At 48.3% G+C, this 16,644-nt stretch carries 14 protein-coding genes; 12 read left to right on the forward strand and 2 right to left on the reverse strand.

Translation table 11 applies throughout. The annotated features are described in order from the left end of the window. Positions 1–10: 10 nt before the first annotated feature. From CHH60_RS21885 to CHH60_RS21935, 11 genes are all read left to right on the forward strand, one after another. Positions 11–670 carry an amino acid ABC transporter permease gene (locus CHH60_RS21885; RefSeq protein ID WP_095361142.1) on the forward strand — a complete coding sequence of 220 codons (660 nt, stop codon included), beginning with the start codon at positions 11–13 and terminating at the stop codon, positions 668–670. A gap of 33 nt (positions 671–703) precedes the next feature. Further along, positions 704–1,459, forward strand: a complete 756-nt coding sequence (locus CHH60_RS21890; RefSeq protein ID WP_095361143.1) for an amino acid ABC transporter ATP-binding protein — start codon at positions 704–706, stop codon at positions 1,457–1,459. A gap of 440 nt (positions 1,460–1,899) precedes the next feature. Next, complete coding sequence (locus tag CHH60_RS30490) at positions 1,900–4,008, forward strand: RICIN domain-containing protein (protein ID WP_095361144.1); 2,109 nt, start codon at positions 1,900–1,902, stop codon at positions 4,006–4,008. A 114-nt stretch (positions 4,009–4,122) separates the two neighbouring features. Further along, a complete protein-coding gene (locus CHH60_RS21900; protein WP_255248040.1) occupies positions 4,123–6,138 on the forward strand; it encodes a CotH kinase family protein in 2,016 nt (671 codons plus the stop codon). A 381-nt stretch (positions 6,139–6,519) separates the two neighbouring features. After that, positions 6,520–8,199 carry a methyl-accepting chemotaxis protein gene (locus CHH60_RS21905; RefSeq protein ID WP_255248041.1) on the forward strand — a complete coding sequence of 560 codons (1,680 nt, stop codon included), beginning with the start codon at positions 6,520–6,522 and terminating at the stop codon, positions 8,197–8,199. A gap of 35 nt (positions 8,200–8,234) precedes the next feature. Next, positions 8,235–8,879: a Vat family streptogramin A O-acetyltransferase gene (locus tag CHH60_RS21910; RefSeq protein WP_095361147.1), complete on the forward strand. Its 645-nt coding sequence runs from the start codon at positions 8,235–8,237 to the stop codon at positions 8,877–8,879. A gap of 213 nt (positions 8,880–9,092) precedes the next feature. Next, positions 9,093–10,904 carry an ABC transporter substrate-binding protein gene (locus tag CHH60_RS21915; RefSeq protein WP_095361148.1) on the forward strand — a complete coding sequence of 604 codons (1,812 nt, stop codon included), beginning with the start codon at positions 9,093–9,095 and terminating at the stop codon, positions 10,902–10,904. 71 nt (positions 10,905–10,975) lie between these two features. After that, positions 10,976–11,986, forward strand: a complete 1,011-nt coding sequence (locus CHH60_RS21920; protein ID WP_095361149.1) for an ABC transporter permease — start codon at positions 10,976–10,978, stop codon at positions 11,984–11,986. Between the two features lies 1 nt (position 11,987). Continuing rightward, the gene (locus tag CHH60_RS21925) at positions 11,988–12,824 is read left to right on the forward strand and encodes an ABC transporter permease (protein WP_095361150.1); all 837 of its coding nucleotides are present in this window, start codon (positions 11,988–11,990) and stop codon (positions 12,822–12,824) included. Positions 12,825–12,828: 4 nt separating this feature from the next. Then, positions 12,829–13,845 (forward strand): ABC transporter ATP-binding protein, encoded by a 1,017-nt coding sequence (locus CHH60_RS21930; protein ID WP_095361151.1) that lies wholly within the window; start codon positions 12,829–12,831, stop codon positions 13,843–13,845. A 22-nt stretch (positions 13,846–13,867) separates the two neighbouring features. Next, positions 13,868–14,668, forward strand: a complete 801-nt coding sequence (locus CHH60_RS21935; RefSeq protein ID WP_095361152.1) for an ABC transporter ATP-binding protein — start codon at positions 13,868–13,870, stop codon at positions 14,666–14,668. 273 nt (positions 14,669–14,941) lie between these two features. On the opposite strand, the gene CHH60_RS21940 is transcribed toward CHH60_RS21935, so the two are convergent. Next, entirely contained in the window at positions 14,942–15,325 is a 384-nt protein-coding gene (locus CHH60_RS21940) for an HU family DNA-binding protein (RefSeq protein WP_369680202.1), read from the reverse strand. Then, on the reverse strand, positions 15,325–15,525 hold the full coding sequence (locus CHH60_RS21945; protein ID WP_095288763.1) for a cold-shock protein: 201 nt from the start codon (positions 15,523–15,525) through the stop codon (positions 15,325–15,327). Before CHH60_RS21945 ends, CHH60_RS21940 begins: the two co-directional genes overlap by 1 nt. A 169-nt stretch (positions 15,526–15,694) precedes the next feature. On the opposite strand from CHH60_RS21945, the gene CHH60_RS21950 reads away from it, so the two are divergent. Then, complete coding sequence (locus CHH60_RS21950; protein ID WP_095361154.1) at positions 15,695–16,612, forward strand: tyrosine-type recombinase/integrase; 918 nt, start codon at positions 15,695–15,697, stop codon at positions 16,610–16,612. Positions 16,613–16,644 lie beyond the last annotated feature (32 nt).

Consider the following 16,644-nt stretch of genomic DNA (forward strand, 5'->3'; position numbering starts at 1 on the left):
ACAAAAAATCATGAGTTGGGATTATATATCTACTATTTTGAAACCTATGCTTGAGGGAGCCCAGACAACCATCTTTATGTTCTTGCTCGCCATCGTGCTGTCCGTACCGCTTGGTTTCGTGGTCACCCTGGCGATGAGAAGCCAAATTAAACTATTGGCATGGATTGCACATACGTACGTCTATGTCATGCGGGGAACACCGCTGCTTCTGCAGGTATTATTCTTCTGCTTCGGTCTTCCGCTGCTTCCTGTGATTGGCGATTACCTGGTGTTTGATCGTTTCGTTGCTGCGGCGATTGCATTTATTCTGAACTATGCGGCGTACTTTGCCGAAATCTTCAGAGGCGGTTTGCTCTCCATCGACAAAGGGCAGCATGAAGCTGCACAGGTTCTCGGCTTAACCAAGTGGCAGACAATGACCAAAGTCATCATTCCACAGATGATCCGGGTCGTATTGCCAGCAACGGCGAATGAGTCCATTACTCTGATTAAGGATACGGCTCTGCTCTATGCGGTTGCGGTTCCTGAATTGCTGTATTATGCCCAAGCCGCGGTCAACCGAGATTTGCAGTTAATCCCATTTTTTGTGGCAGCGATCATGTATCTGCTCATGACACTGGTGCTTACACTGCTGTTCAAAGCGCTGGAGAAGCGGTTTTCATTTGAATAAATTAAATCTGATTAATCAAAGGACTGTCTGCATATGACACATATTATAGAAGTGAATCAGTTAAGAAAATCATTCGGCACACTTGATGTACTGAAGCAGGTAACCTTCAATGTGACGCCCGGTGAAGTCATTGCCGTGATTGGCCCTTCGGGCTCGGGCAAGAGTACGATGCTGCGCAGCCTGATTCATCTGGAGGATATCTCCGGTGGAACGATTCGCATTCAGGATCAGACACTGGTTGATAATGGCCGTTATGCGGGGACTGCGGAGATCCGCAAAATCACGGATCGTATGGGTATGGTGTTTCAGCACTTTAATCTGTTCCCGCATCTGACTGTACAAGCCAATCTGGAACTCGCACCGAAGACGTTGAAAAAAGAAAGCACGGCCATTATCCGCCAGCGAAGCCTGGAATTGCTCGGTAAAGTAGGGCTGTCCGACAAGGCGGATGCCTATCCGGCCAATCTGTCCGGTGGACAGAAACAGCGCGTAGCCATTGCCCGCGCATTGATGATGCAGCCAGACATCCTGCTGTTTGATGAGCCGACTTCAGCACTCGATCCCGAGTTGACTGGAGAAGTGCTGCGAGTGATCAAGGATCTCGCACAGGAGAATATGACGATGATGATCGTTACCCATGAGATGAGTTTCGCCCGTGATGTTGCGGATCGGGTTTTCTTCATGGATAACGGTGAAATAGCCGAAGAGGGCCCGCCGGAGCAAATCTTCGGTAATCCCAAGCTGAATCGCACCCGAACCTTTCTTCAGCGGGTGGAAGTAGATTCTTAAAACGAAATGAAAGTGGTGCTCCATTAAACATGGAGCACCACTTTTTTTAAGTTCATTTTAAGAGATGTACCCGTCGAACAACCACTCCCGCCAGTAGTAAGAGGATGCTCAAAGATTACATAATTACAAATTTATTAATAAATATATTTATTTTACATAACGACATGAGTCCCCTTACTTCGACAAGGATATGCATTTATTATGAGGTGGAGTATAGTGTTCGAATTCAGAATCGCTATACGGCTTATCAATATGAGAGGAGGTTAATATATTCATTCATAAGTAACAAAAGTATGTTCTATTAAAGATGGATTGCAAAAGAGAGAGAATATATTTTATATTTTAAAATATGAAAGCGCTTTACAATGTGGATGTGCACAGAAATGTAATTGTTAATTTGCAATACAAGCAACCTATTATGAAGGGAGAATGATCCAATCATGCAACGTGTATACAAGTTATGGAATAAGCTGACCACGATGATGCTCGTATTTGTGCTTTTGGCTGTCAGCGTTGGCAGCGGTAATGCACTGGGGGCCGCAAGTTCATCAACAACTTCGAATACAACCCGGGTGTCTGTACATGACCCTTCCATTTATTATGATTCGTCCACAAACAAGTACTACATTTACGGATCTCATCTGGCTCAAGCCAGCAGCACGGATCTCCGAAACTGGTCTTACGAGGGAACGCAGGGGTATGCCAACAGTACCTTGTACGCACCCTCTACCTTCGAAGGGTATTATTACATCAAAAATAAAAACAGCAACCTCTATCTGGATGTTACCGATGGCTCATCTGCCGATGGGACAGGCATTCGGCAGTGGTCCTATAATGGTTCCGACGCGCAAAAGTTCAGAATTATGCATTACGGCAACGGGGATTACTATCTCCTTACCGCCAACTCGGCCTATAAAAGTGCCATCGACGTAAATAGCGGCTCGGCTGCCGATGGAGCTCTCATTGAGCAGTGGGCCTATTGGGGCGGTACAATGCAGTTGTTCCGGATCCAGCAAAATGCAGATGGTTCCGTTGCTTTCTTGACCAAGGCATCCGGATATACTAGTGCACTGGATGTGGCGAGCGGCAGCACAACGGCTGGGGCGAATATACAGCAGTGGAACTACTGGGGCGGAGAGATGCAGAAATGGGAGCTGGTCAAGGCAGGCGGTACCGGTAATGCTTCTCGCAGCTCGGGAGCTGCCTTGACATCCGCCTTGGCTGTTTCCTATGCATGGGCTGGATATAATGACCAAGACAGCTCTGGTGGTCATGCGGTATGGGCGCCTGCATCGCCAATCTACAATGCTTCATACACATGGGCGGACGGTTCTAAGGGAGCCTATATGCTGTATTACTCCACGTCTTCTACCTATATTCGCTCAGCTATCGGATTCGGCGTATCCAAATCCGTGAAGGGGCCGTACGAATACATCGATACGATTATCTACTCTGGATTCACAAATGGGAGCAATCCAATTACGACCACGTCCTCACTTGGAACCAAAACCGTAAACACGTGGTATCAGCATACCAACATTCCTGAGCTAATCGACAAAGGCAGTCTGTCCGGCACGCGGAGCGGTTGGTTCTTGAGCAATGGAGGCTTTAACAATACCCTGTTCCCGAATGCCATCGACCCTACCTTAACTTACGACAATTCCGGAAAGTTGTGGATGAGCTACGGGTCCTGGTCAGGAGGAATTTATATTCTGCAAATTAATCCGGATACCGGACAGCCCATTTATCCGGGATCGGATAACGGCAATACCGACCGTTATTTTGGCAAGCGCATAGCCGGAGGTTACGGCAAAACAGGAGAAGCTCCCTATATTGTGTATGACAAGGATGCAGGATATTACTACCTGTATGTAACCTACGGCGGACTGGCGAATGAAGGTGGTTACCATATCCGCTTGTACCGTTCTACTACAATTGACGGAACTTATACCGACGCAGCGGGCAATCAGGCCGTATATGCCTCTGCTTCAGTCGACCAGTCGACTCGTGGCATCAAGCTGTTTGGTAACTATGCATTCTCCGGCATACCGCTCGGTTACAAATCAGGCGGGCATAACTCCGCTTTTCTAGATACGGATGGTGCAAGATATTTGATCTACCACACCCGGTTTAATAATGGAACCGAGTATCATGAGGTTCGTGCGCATCAGCAATTCCTGAACGCTGACAAATGGCCGGTGACGGCTGTATACGAATTTTTGGGAAGCAGCATCTCGTCCACAGGTTATAGCGCAAGCGACATGGCGGGAACGTATCAGTTCGTCAACATGGGGCTGGATGCTTCCATCAGCGGTGTGGGCATGCTGCCTACCCAAAGCGTGACGCTGAATTCCAATGGTACGATAACCGGTGCAGTAACCGGTACGTGGTCCAATACTGCCGGTACGTATTACTGCACGATGGTTATTAATGGGGTGACCTACAAGGGCATATTCTTCAAACAGAAAAATGAGTCGGCCAGTCATAATGAAGTCATGACCTTCTCGTTGATCGGGTCCAACAATCAATCGATCTGGGGATCCAAATAGGATCACCAGCCCATTAGTCGATATAACCTCGGACACATTTAAGATTCATTAAAGGTTTGTCCTCTACGATGGTTCCTATAAGCCTCAGGTGCTTAACAGAAACCTAGAAGGAGGATGTACCATTTGAATAATCTACTACAAAAAGTTGCAGTAACGGCACTGTCCGTGACGATGGTGACGTCGTCATTCGGCCTGATTGCTAGCCCTAACGCAGCGTATGCCGCAGAGGATACAGCGGCGACAACGAACAGCACAGGCGTTACACAAGCATACGAATCATTATTCCAGACGGATAATGTCATTGATATCAACGTTACGATTGATGATGCGGATTGGGAGAGCATGCTTGAAAGTCCGCTGGATAAGGACTATAAGAAGGTCAGTGTGGAAGTGGATGGCACCAAGCTGGATAATGTCGGTTTTTCCACCAAAGGCAATCTGACATTGAAGGCCGTGGCATCCATGGAAGATTCGGACCGTTACAGCTTCAGACTGAAGTTTGATAAATATGACAAAACGCAAACCCTGCTTGGCCTCGATAAAATGGTATTGAACAACAACTACGCGGATCCATCGTACATGCGTGAAGTTCTTCACTATGAAGCGCTGCGTAGTATTGGTATGGATGTACCAATGACGAACTACGTCAACCTGTATGTCAACGGCGAATTGGTTGGTTTCTATACAGGTGTTGAAGCGGTGGATGACAGCTACCTGGAGCGCAACTACGGTGAAGATTACGAAGACGGTGTTCTCTATGATACCGACGAGAGAAGTTATCTTCAATATGAAGAGGGCAGCGACTATAGCACACTCACAGAAGATTTGGGTACGGACGAGAATAAAACCAAACTCAAAAGCTTCATCAAAACGCTGAATGACATGCCTGAAGGAGAAAAAGGTGATATCGAGAGCGTGCTCGACGTTGATTCCGCACTTCAATATATCGCGGGGAACATGGTCTTCGGCAACTATGACAGCTATAACGGTGACAAAGGGCATAACTACATGCTCTACAGCGATGCCGATGGCAAGTTCACGGTTGTGCCTTGGGACTTTAACATGTCCTTCAATGGATATTCGGGTGGAGGCGGACGTGGAACAACGACAACCGGATCAACTACGACCAATACCAACGCAACGAACGTATCCGTGGACGAGCCTGTACTCGGCATAAGCATGGAAAATGTACCGATGATTAACAACCTGCTTGCCGTGCCGGAGTATAAGGAAAAATACTTGAACTATGTCAACGAGTTGACGGATTACCTGGAAGGCATCCAAGACCGTATTACAGAACTTGCTGATGTCATCCGTCCTTATGTAGAAGCAGATCCAACCAAATTCTACACAACCGAACAGTTCGAATCCAACATCGCTTACTCTGCAAACGCTGATGCAGCAGGCAGTATGGGTGGAACACCACCGGAAGGGTTCGAAGGCATGACTCCGCCAGAGGGCATGGAGGGAATGAAACCTCCGGAAGGTTTTGAAGGAACACCTCCAGATGGAACGACACCACCTTCGCAGCCGGATGGCACAAGTGGAACAGAACCAACAGATGCAGCCGCGAGCACAGGAAATACACAGACACGTCCCGGTGGTAACTTCGGCGGTGGTGGAGGCATGGGCTCCATGGCAGCAGGATCGCTGACGACGTTTGCCTTGAACCGACTTGCGAACTTGCAAGAGCAGCTCGGACGCGAAGTGACACCGCTGCCTGAGACCATAGAAGATGCAGGCTCGGAAACTTCTTCTGAAACGGGAGCAACAGACCAAACCATTTCCGTTATATTGGATGGCCAAGCCATTTCGTTCCCGGATCAGGATCCGCTGGAGCAGAGCGGCCGGGTGATGGTACCTGTCAATGCCATTCTTGAAGCGCTGGGTGCAGAGGTAACTTGGGACAAAACGGCGAAGACGGTAACTGCTGTTCTGAACGACCAGACACTCGTACTCCAGATTGGAAGCAGCACGGCAACGGTTAATGGGGAGACGATAGATATCGATGCACCGGCCATTATCCTAAGCAGCCGTACACTGGTCCCTGTACGCTTCATCTCTGAAGGATTGGGACTGACTGTCGATTGGGATCAAACGGCAGCACAAGTAAGTCTTACATCCCAATAATCTAGAATGGAACAAGAGACTCGATGAGCACATCGGGTCTCTTTTTGTTTTCCTTTTTTCCATATGTTTCGTTCCATACTCCCTAATCATAAGCGACCTTGTGTTCTTCTGTTTAATTGAATATATGAATCCAGACATATCTAATTGTTATGTTCTGGACGTCTAAATTTCCAGACAGAAGGACATTCGCACACGATTACGGAAAACACGGAAATGTTTTGGTTTTTTCAATGAAAAATTGTGATAAATATCACTGAAAACTTATAAATAATGTGAATATGTCTACCGATAACTCTATATGTGATAATCGAAATCGATTCGAAATCGGTTCGATATCACCTCAATTAAATAGGGAAATGGGTGGCTCAACACATGCGAAGCATGAGCATCGGTACCAAAATCAGTTTGATCGTTATCAGCATATTTATCGTGTTTTCCTCAGCCGTAGCGGTAAGCGTAATTCTGGAAATGAGACAGGGAATTACGACATTTGCAACGGAAAAGGCGAAGCGGGATTTGGAGATGGCGGACCGAATCATTACATACAAACACCCTGGCGACTGGGCCATCAAGGATGGCGAGCTGTACAAAGGCGAGACAGCAATGGAGGGCAACTTCGAACTTGTAGATGAAATCGGTGAGGCATCTGGAGATACCGTCACCATTTTTAGCGGGGAAGAGCGCGTGGCAACCAATGTGATGATGGATGGAGAGCGTGCTGTCGGGACAAAAGTATCGGAACAGGTCGCCCAGGCAGTTTTGCAGCAGGGAGAGAAATTCTACGGTGAGGCCGTTGTCGTTGGACAGAATGTACAGACGGCATATCAACCGATCAAGGATGCAACCGGGGAAATCATCGGGATTCTCTATGTAGGGGCATCTCAATCGCTGATTGATGTCATTATTTCTTCATTTCTAAAGACCTTTCTGATCGTATTCTTGCTCGCGATGGGGGTAGCAATTACAGCCATTATTCTGTATGTCCGCCGAGTGAAATTAAGGATCGAACGGGTGTCTATGGCCATCAAGCTTGCAGGCACGGGGGACTTCACTCAACCGGTCGTCGATCACGTCAACGACGAGATTGGCATGCTGGGTGCCGGATACAACGAGATGAGAAGCAGCTTGCAACTAATTATTCAGGGTGGCCTTCAAGCGGGGGAGAAAGCTAAACATTCGACCGGAATTCTCTTGACCATTGCCGAACGGACGGCACGGGAATCGGAACAGATTGCTTCGTCGGTGGAACAGGTCGCGAGAGGGGCAGAGAGCCAGACCATCAGTACCGAAGAGAACCTGCAGGCCATGGAAGAGGTAGCCATTGGAGTGCAGCGGATGGCAGACAAGGCCTCCAGCATCTCGGAATCTGCCCTGTACTCCCGGAGGCAGGCGGAAACCGGAGGGGAAGCAGTGCAGCTGACGGTTCAGCAAATGTCGACGATCGAATCTTCCGTTACAACAACGGATGAAGTCATTCGTACGCTGGAAGTGAAGTCTGCACAGATTAGCCAGATGGTTACGACCATTCATGAGATCGCGAATCAAACCAATCTTCTCGCTCTTAATGCATCCATTGAAGCGGCCAGAGCAGGGGAGCATGGCAGAGGCTTTGCCGTCGTGTCTACCGAGGTCCGCAAATTGGCTGAACAGGCCGGGGACTCTTCTAGCCGCATTGAGGAACTGGTCAAAGCCATGGAGCAGGACATGCTGCTGTCCCTATCAGCCATGTCTCGAGTGAAGCATGAAGTGCAGGAAGGGCTGCGTTTGACCCGTGAAACGGAACAAAACTTCAGCCTGATCCGGGACACAAACTTAAGGATCGCAACAGAAATTGAGGACATGGCAGCGACAAGTGAGGAGATGTCTGCCGGTGTAGAACAGATCGTTGCTTCCGTGCACGAGATTGCACGCCATGCACAGACGGCCGGTGCCAATTCTCAGCAGGCTGCCGGTTCTGTTCATGAACAGCTCAAGTCGGTGGAACAGATTAAGGCGTCTGCCGCTGTGCTGTCCGATGTTTCCTCAGAGCTTCAGACATCGCTCAGCCCGTTTAAGATCTAACATCTGTTACAATGGTGGAAAAAGGAGGAATAAGTATGGCTCCCGATAAAACAAAACTTTTCCCCAACGAGAATATCCGCACCGTTTGTTATATTCAAAATTTGCCGCCTCGCCCCAATGTGGACATCGGTGACTATACCTACTATAGCGACAATAATAATCCGCCTGAACATTTCTATGACCGAATTCTGCATCATTATGATTTTCTTGGGGATCGCCTGGTGATCGGCAAGTTTTGTGCGATTGCAGAAGGTGTGACCTTCATTATGAATGGTGCAAACCACCGGATGGAGGGCATGACGACCTATCCTTTCAATATTTTCGGTGGAGGATGGGAGAGAGTGACGCCCACTCTGGATCAGCTGCCATTAAAGGGCGATACCGTACTGGGTAACGACGTATGGCTTGGGCAAAATGTAACGATCATGCCTGGCGTCACGATCGGAGACGGAGCCATCGTGGCGTCCAATTCGACGGTAACACGGAACATCGAGCCTTATGTCATTGTTGGTGGCAACCCGGCCAAGCCGATTAAAAAACGCTTTGACGACAAAACGATTGAGCTGCTGCTGGAACTGAAATGGTGGGATCAGGATGAAGAGTGGCTGGATACCCATTTGGAACAATTGGTTTCCACATATGATCTGCAGACATTGAAGAAACTTTTAGATAGCAGATAGGATTGGTTTTCAAAAAAACGAAGCAACAGCTGGTTCCTGACGGAGCCAGCTGTTTTTATTTGGTCAACATATGCCTATCCCCTTTGGCCTAGCTTTAAGAAATAATGTCTCGACATTGAGGAAAGAGATGGAATGTTTCATGTGATATATCTCATAGAATATCGTTAAGTAAGCGCTTCCAAATACCAATATGAATTCACGGAGGGGTTCAGGATGCGAGTCAAGAGTGCTGCAAAACCGCTCATCGCCCTGTTATTGTCGGCTGCTCTATTGGCCGGATGCCAAAGTGTTCAGCCACCGTCGGTAAGTGAACCGCAAGGAACGGTAGATCCACCTGCTGCAACGACCCAAAATGAACCGGCCCCACAAACCAATAAGGAGACTCCACGCAACGAGACGCTGTATGTCAATGGACTGCAATGGGGCCCCCCCACCAATTTCAATCTGCTCAGCGGCAATCCCGCCTTCCCTGTGAATTACGGAAACTCCAGGGAACTCCTGTACGAGACCTTATTTATGGTGAACCAGCTGGATGGAGCACTTGAGCCGCTGCTCGGCAAGTCATACGAATGGACGGATGACACGACACTGCGGATTGAGCTGAACGCAGATGCGAAGTGGAGTGACGGAACGGCTTTTACCGCAGATGATGTGGTGTACACTTATGAATTGGGCAAGAAATACGACATTAACTGGAGTAGTTTCTGGACCTATATTCAGGAAGTGAAAGCTGATGGAGCACAAGCCGTGGAGATCAAGCTAAACCCTGATAATCCCAACAAACTGACCGTGCTGGATAGCATTGAATTAATCCCGATGCTGCCGAAGCATATCTGGGAAGAGATTGAGAAGAAAAATAATAATGATCTGACAGCGATCCGCAAAGAAATCAACGATAATCCGGTGGGCACCGGAGCTTACAAACTGCACTTCTACAATGATCAGAAAATTACCATTATTCGCGACGACAACTACTGGGGGCAAAAGCTGTTCGGCAAGCTGCCGGCACCGAAGTATATCACCCATGTAATCTACAAGGATAATGCGGCAGGGGATCTGGCGTTCAAGAGTGGGCAAGTGGACGTCTCCCAACAGTTTATCCCGCAGGTGTGGAAAATGTGGGAAGGCGGCGCTCCGGTCAAAACCTATCTGAAAGATGCTCCTTATTATCTCCCTGGTTCCATGCCAAGCATCTTCTTCAATCTCTCCAAAGCCGGACTGGATAACGCAGATGTCCGCCGGGCCATAGCTATGAGCATCAACTATGACAAGATCTCCGAACTGGCAATGAGCGGTTATTCTGCACCAATGCAGCCTTCGCTGACCTTGAACTCGGATGCCGAGTCCAAATATATTGATCAGAATGCAATCAAGTCTCTGCAATGGACCACTGATGTGGAAGGGGCCAATGCGCTGCTTGATTCAATTGGGGCTGCCAAAGGCAAAGATGGCATTCGTGTACTGAATGGTACCCGTCTCGGACCGTTTGAAATTGAGTGTCCATACGGCTGGTCTGACTGGAATGCGGCGCTGGAGATTGTTGCACAGAGCGCCAAAGCAATCGGCATTGAGATTCGAACCAAATTCCCGGAATCCCCGGTGTGGACCAATGATCTGCAGACCGGCAAATTCGATATTATCATGAACACACCTGCGGGCGGTGTAAGTCCGAGCCAGCCGTGGAACCGTGCCATGACCATCATGTATTCGAAAGGCGTTGCACCACTCGGCGAGATGGCATTCTGGAACTGGGGACGTTACCAGAATGACCGTGCAGACGCAATCATTGAAGAGATTCCTTCCGTATCCGATGAGGCGAAACTGAAATCCCTATACACCGAACTCAATACGATCTGGCTCAAAGACATCCCGTCCATTCCACTAATGTACAGACCGTGGGTGTTTGATACCGTGAATGAGTCTGTTTGGAAAGGCTTCCCGTCCGAAGGGGACGGCACCAACATTCCGCCGCAGATTTCCATGGATGGCTCAGGCATCAAGGCGCTTTACCAAATTCATAATTAGGTGATGCAAGAAGGTTCTCACCTTAGTACAGATATGGCCTTATCCGTAAAATTCGGGGGGTGCTGGATCCAATGAATGCCTACGCCAGATATGTAGCGAAAAAAGTGTTCTGGTATGGCCTGACCCTGATCATCGCCGTCGGATTGAATTTTATTCTGCCAAGACTGATTGAAGGCAACCCGGTGAGCATGATCGCTTCCAAAATGACCGCAGGCATGACTGATTCGGATTCCATCAAGCGGGTGTATGAGACATTTACCGTTGAATTTGGTATTGATCAGCCCTTGTGGACCCAGTTTGGCATTTATCTGAAAAATCTCTTCACAGGCAATCTCGGCACATCCTTCGGATTATATCCGAAGCCTGTAACGGACATTCTGGCCTCCGCCGTCCCTTGGACGGTGGGGCTTCAGCTCCCAGCTATCCTGCTGGGCTGGTTGATCGGCAATTTGCTCGGTGCCATCGCGGCGTACCGGAAAGGTGTTTTTGATAAAGTGCTTTTTCCTGTAGCGCTGTTTATCAATTCCATTCCTTTTTTCACTCTGGCTATTATTATGCTGTATGTCTTTGCTTTAACACTGAAATGGTTTCCGCTGTCCGGTGGATACGACTTCCAGATGGTGCCTCAGCTAAGCTTCGACTTTATCATGTCGGTCATACGCCACCATACCTTGCCGTTCCTGTCCATTGTGCTCGTAACCATTGGAGGTCAGGCGATTGGCATGCGGGAGATGTCCATCTATGAGCTGAATTCGGACTATGTGCTGTACAGCAAACTGCTTGGCATTCGGGACGGCCGCATTGCCCGTTATGTGTTCCGCAACGCCATGCTGCCGCAGATCACGGGACTAGCGCTCTCCATTGGCACCATGGTTGGCGGATCACTGATCTGTGAAATTGTGTTTAGTTATCCGGGCATAGGTACCTGGCTGTTCACGGCCATACGTCAGCTCGATTATCCGCTCATTTCAGGATGTACACTGCTGATTGCCATCGCCGTGCTGCTGGCCAATTTCACGATTGATGTAATCTATGGCTTCATTGATCCGCGCATTAAGGCTGCTCAAATGGAGGAACAATGACATGAAGCATTCGATCTCTATTTTGCTGAAGTCGCCCAAGTTTATGATCGGTGCGGTGACTTTTGTAGGCATGCTGCTGCTTGTTACCATCTATCCGCTCATAAATCACAGTGATCCGCTGGAGATGATTGCGATGGCTTTTCAGCCTCCGGGGGATGGGTTGCTGCTGGGATCAGACAACTTTGGGCGTGATATCTTTCTGGAATTGATGTATGGCATCCAGACTTCCATACGGGTGGGGCTGATCGCGGGCGTTTTTGCAACGGTCATTGGTCTGATTATGGGCTTGGTATCCGGATATATCGGAGGCATGCTGGACAATTTCCTGACAGCCGTTACGAATATTTTCATCGTGATTCCCTCATTTATCATTTTGATTCTGATCTCGGTCAGTATCGATTCCCGCAGTTCGCTCGTAACGGCCATCATTATTGGCATCACGAGCTGGCCGTGGACAGCCAGGGCGGTCCGTGCACAGACCACATCCCTGCGGAGCCGGGATCATGTGCATATTGCGAAAATTTCGGGACACAGCACGCCGCGTATTATTATTCATGAGATTCTGCCGTATATCGCGTCTTATGTTGTCATGGCCTTTGTGCTCCAGACCGCCTCGGGCATTCTGTCCGAAGCCTCAATCTCGATGCTGGGGCTCGGTCCGTATAACACGATATCACTCGGCATTCTGATGAACTGGGCACTGGTATTTGAAGCTCCGGTAGCAGGAGCATGGTGGGCATTCATTCCTGCGGCAATGGCCATTGCCGTCATTACGTTCTCGCTCTATCTGATGAATACAGGCATGGACGAAATCTTTAATCCGAAAATAAGGAGCTAAGACCATGAACCAACCTATACTTCAGGTCAGCGGCCTCAAAACCTATTACCGTACCCGGCTCAAAGAAAATGTTTATGCGGTTGACGGGGTGGAGTTTGGACTGAAAGAAGGGCAGACGCTGGGCATTGCGGGGGAGTCCGGCTGCGGTAAGTCAACACTGGCACTCAGCCTGATGGGCTTCTATTTCCCGCCCTTGCATTATGGCAGTGGTTCAATCCGGATCAATGGCACGGACATCATGCAGCTGAACAAGGAGCAGCTGCGCTCCCGCATTCTCGGTAAGGAAATTGCCTATATTCCGCAGGCTGCGATGAATGCACTTAATCCAACGCTGCGCATCATCCGTTTCATCGAGGATATTATGAAGGAACATCGTCCGGAGATGAAGCGTCAGGAAGTGCGGAGGATGGCAGCCGAGCGTTTCCAATCGCTGAATCTGTCCCCGGATGTGCTGGATATGTATCCGAATGAACTGTCCGGTGGCATGAAGCAGCGAACAGTCATTGCCATCTCAACCATTTTGAATCCCAAAGTGCTCATTGCGGATGAACCGACATCCGCTCTGGATGTGACTTCACAGAAGGCGGTCATCCGTCTACTGAAGGATTTGTTGAAACGTGAAGTGATCAAGTCCTTGGTGTTTATCACCCATGAGCTGCCGCTTCTGTATCACGTCACGGATGAGATTATGGTCATGTATGCCGGCGAAATTGTGGAACGGGGAACGGCGGACCAGATGATCTTCGATCCACTGCATCCATATACCCGTAAGCTGATGGGGTCCATCATTGTGCCAGAAGAAGGGATGAAGGAACATAAGCTTGCAGCGATACCTGGCGCTCCGCCGAATCTCAAGCATGTGCCTGAAGGCTGTAGATTCGCAGAGCGCTGCACGCTGGTTACGGATGAATGTCGTCAGGGGAAGATTGAGAATATCCAAGTGCAAGAACGGATCTATCGCTGCCTGCTGACACCGGAAATCCTGGAGCAGATCAGGAAAGAGGAGCAGCTTGATTCATGACTCCCGGAAGGAGTGAACTCGCATGGCGATGGGCAAGGTACTGATCAGCGGCCGTCATCTGACGAAGGTATACGGTACAGGCAACCGTAAAAAGGCGGCGGTAGACGATGTCAGCTTTGATTTTCACGAAGGCGAGATTATTTCGATTGTTGGCGAGAGCGGCAGTGGCAAGACCACGCTTGCGAAGATGATTATGGGCCTGCTTAAGGAAACGAGTGGGACCATCAAATATAACGGAAAACCGAGGCAGCTGGGGCGATACCGTGAACGCAAAGCCTATTGGAAGGATATTCAGGCCATTTTCCAGGATCCGTTCTCCTCGTTCAATGTCTTTCACCGGGTAGAGAAGCTGCTGGTCGATTGCATCAAGCTGCAAGGTGTGAAGCTCAGCCAGGATGAGGCGTACATTAAAATGAAGGAAGCTTGTTCCTTCGTAAACCTGAAGTTTGAGGAGTTGTACAACAAATATCCGTTCGAGCTGTCCGGTGGACAGATGCAGCGGTTAATGATTGCGAGGATCTTCATGCTGCACCCGAAAGTACTGATCGCCGATGAGCCTACCTCCATGGTAGATGCCTGTTCGCGTTCCACGATTCTCGATATGCTGCTCAAGCTGCGTGATGAGAACCGGATGACCATTGTGTTTATCACCCATGACGTGGGTCTCGCTTATTATGTTAGCGATACGATCTGCATTATGGAACACGGGCGGATGGTGGAGGCTGGAAAAGCGGAGGAGGTCATTCACCGTGCAGAGCATCCTTATACAAGGCAGTTGATTAACGATGTGCCCAAGATTCATTCGCCCTGGGTACTGGATTAACATAAATCAAGCCCTGGACCGTTTATATGCGGAGCAGGGCTTTTTGTTGTCCAATATGAAAGGGTTCGTTAGCGAGTTGGTGATGATGGAGTGTGTTCAGACTCTGCTGAAGGGGCTGTTGAATGGGTGTGATCCTTTGCGTGATCCTGGTTGGTCTTCTTGTCAGAATAATAGTTAAGAATGTCATCAACCGTAGAAAATGTCGCATTTGCATTATAATTATTGTTGTTCGTTTGAATAAAAACCTTCTTTCCGGTACTGTGTTGTGCTACCTTAATTTAAAGCTTTTTTCATCATTAATCCGGCTGTAAATACAGGAACTTTCCCTGCAGGAAGCTGAACTTCCTTGCCGGTTCTCCGGCTTCTACCCATGCGTGCTTCGCGTGCTTGCACTTCGAATTTTCCGAATCCGACAAGCTGAACTTCTTGACCTTCTTTTAAAGCTTCCAAAATCGAATCGAGTACGACGGTTACGGCTTTTTCTGCGTTCTTTTTGGAGAATCCGCCAGCTTTGGCAACTTCGGTAATCAATTGTTCCTTATCCATCTTAATCCCTCGCTTTGTATGATTGTGGCGTTCGGGTCGATCTGATGATCTGAATAGAGCAGGAAGAGAATAAAAACAAAAAGCTGCCTGTAAAGGCAGCTTGGATATTATTAGATGACTGTAACGTTCTCAGCTTGTGGTCCACGGTTACCTTGGGTTACTTCGAATTGAACGCGTTGTCCTTCATCCAATGTTTTGAAACCGTCACTTTGGATTGCGCTGAAATGAACGAAAACGTCATTTCCTTCTTCAATTTCGATAAAACCGAACCCTTTGTCCGCGTTGAACCATTTCACTGTACCTGTTTGCATGTGATTCCTCCAAAAAATAAGTTTTTAAGCGACCATTTTGATGAGTGCTAATGTGAAATTAACGCTGATCAGGTGCATTTAAACCACAGACTTGATGTCCGCTAATGTATCGATTAATATGATAATACCATGTCCGCTAATATAAGTCAAGATTTGGAGGTTTTTTCTAATGGATAAGGTATCTGGTATGCCGGTACATGGGGAAATGGTTGTTCAGGAATTCATACATATGCTTACAATTCAGGCTAAATTGACTCCCAAAACATTAAAGGAATACGCGAGTGATCTGAAGCATTTTCTTGAATGGTGCAAAGGAAGTACAGCATTTGGAGAAAAGGATATCAGAATTGAAAACATAAATACATCCACGTTAATGAGCTACCTTGATTATTCGCAGAACGTTTTACAGCTGAAGCCAGCTACGATTAACCGCAGACTGATTACACTGAAGCGCTTATTCAAATGGGCTGCAGCAGAGTCCAAGCTTAACAGTGATCCTTCCAAACCTCTAAAGTTCATTCCCGAAGACAAGGTGAGTCCTCGCCGAATGACACCCAGAGAAGAAGAAGCTTTTCTCTCCGCGATCGGACAGGGAAACTCTCTGCGTGATCAGACCATCTTGATCTTAATGTTTCATACGGGGCTGCGGACGATGGAGGTATGCAATCTGGAGCCGGTCGATATTGAACTGGGTAAGCGAAGCGGGCAGCTTACGGTGCGGGCCGATAAACGAAACGGACAACGAAGAATTCCACTGAACATCGTGTGTGTTACGATGTTGAGAAAGTATATGGAAGATCTGAGTCCAGGTAGCCCTTACCTGTTTCCTTCGGAGAAGACTAATGATCGTTTGACCGAGAGGGCGCTTCGCCATTTGATTAAAAAAGTGATGACCGTAGCCGGATTGGAAGGACTAAGTTCACATGATCTGCGTCATCGGTTTGGCTATGCCATGGCTGAGCGTGTTCCACTGCATCGTCTGGCTGAAATGATGGGACATACGAATCCAGATCGAACGATGATTTATGTAAAAGAGTTAAATGCCAATCCCGTAGAGCAGGAGAAGGAATCTTACCAATTGGATTAGATAAAAAGATATAAAGGAGTCTTGCAACCGTA

This window comes from Paenibacillus sp. 7523-1 (genome assembly GCF_002276415.1).
In the GTDB taxonomy this organism is placed as follows: domain Bacteria; phylum Bacillota; class Bacilli; order Paenibacillales; family Paenibacillaceae; genus Paenibacillus; species Paenibacillus illinoisensis_A.

Excerpts from the sequence above, each read along its gene's own strand:
- CHH60_RS21885 (WP_095361142.1), top strand. The coding sequence starts at position 11 with ATGAGTTGGGATTATATATCTACTATTTTGAAACCTATGCTTGAGGGA.
- CHH60_RS21890 (WP_095361143.1), top strand. The coding sequence starts at position 704 with ATGACACATATTATAGAAGTGAATCAGTTAAGAAAATCATTCGGCACA.
- CHH60_RS30490 (WP_095361144.1), top strand. The coding sequence starts at position 1,900 with ATGCAACGTGTATACAAGTTATGGAATAAGCTGACCACGATGATGCTC.
- CHH60_RS21900 (WP_255248040.1), top strand. The coding sequence starts at position 4,123 with ATGTACCATTTGAATAATCTACTACAAAAAGTTGCAGTAACGGCACTG.
- CHH60_RS21905 (WP_255248041.1), top strand. The coding sequence starts at position 6,520 with ATGAGCATCGGTACCAAAATCAGTTTGATCGTTATCAGCATATTTATC.
- CHH60_RS21910 (WP_095361147.1), top strand. The coding sequence starts at position 8,235 with ATGGCTCCCGATAAAACAAAACTTTTCCCCAACGAGAATATCCGCACC.
- CHH60_RS21915 (WP_095361148.1), top strand. The coding sequence starts at position 9,093 with ATGCGAGTCAAGAGTGCTGCAAAACCGCTCATCGCCCTGTTATTGTCG.
- CHH60_RS21920 (WP_095361149.1), top strand. The coding sequence starts at position 10,976 with ATGAATGCCTACGCCAGATATGTAGCGAAAAAAGTGTTCTGGTATGGC.
- CHH60_RS21925 (WP_095361150.1), top strand. The coding sequence starts at position 11,988 with ATGAAGCATTCGATCTCTATTTTGCTGAAGTCGCCCAAGTTTATGATC.
- CHH60_RS21930 (WP_095361151.1), top strand. The coding sequence starts at position 12,829 with ATGAACCAACCTATACTTCAGGTCAGCGGCCTCAAAACCTATTACCGT.
- CHH60_RS21935 (WP_095361152.1), top strand. The coding sequence starts at position 13,868 with ATGGCGATGGGCAAGGTACTGATCAGCGGCCGTCATCTGACGAAGGTA.
- CHH60_RS21945 (WP_095288763.1), bottom strand. The coding sequence starts at position 15,525 with ATGCAAACAGGTACAGTGAAATGGTTCAACGCGGACAAAGGGTTCGGT.
- CHH60_RS21950 (WP_095361154.1), top strand. The coding sequence starts at position 15,695 with ATGGATAAGGTATCTGGTATGCCGGTACATGGGGAAATGGTTGTTCAG.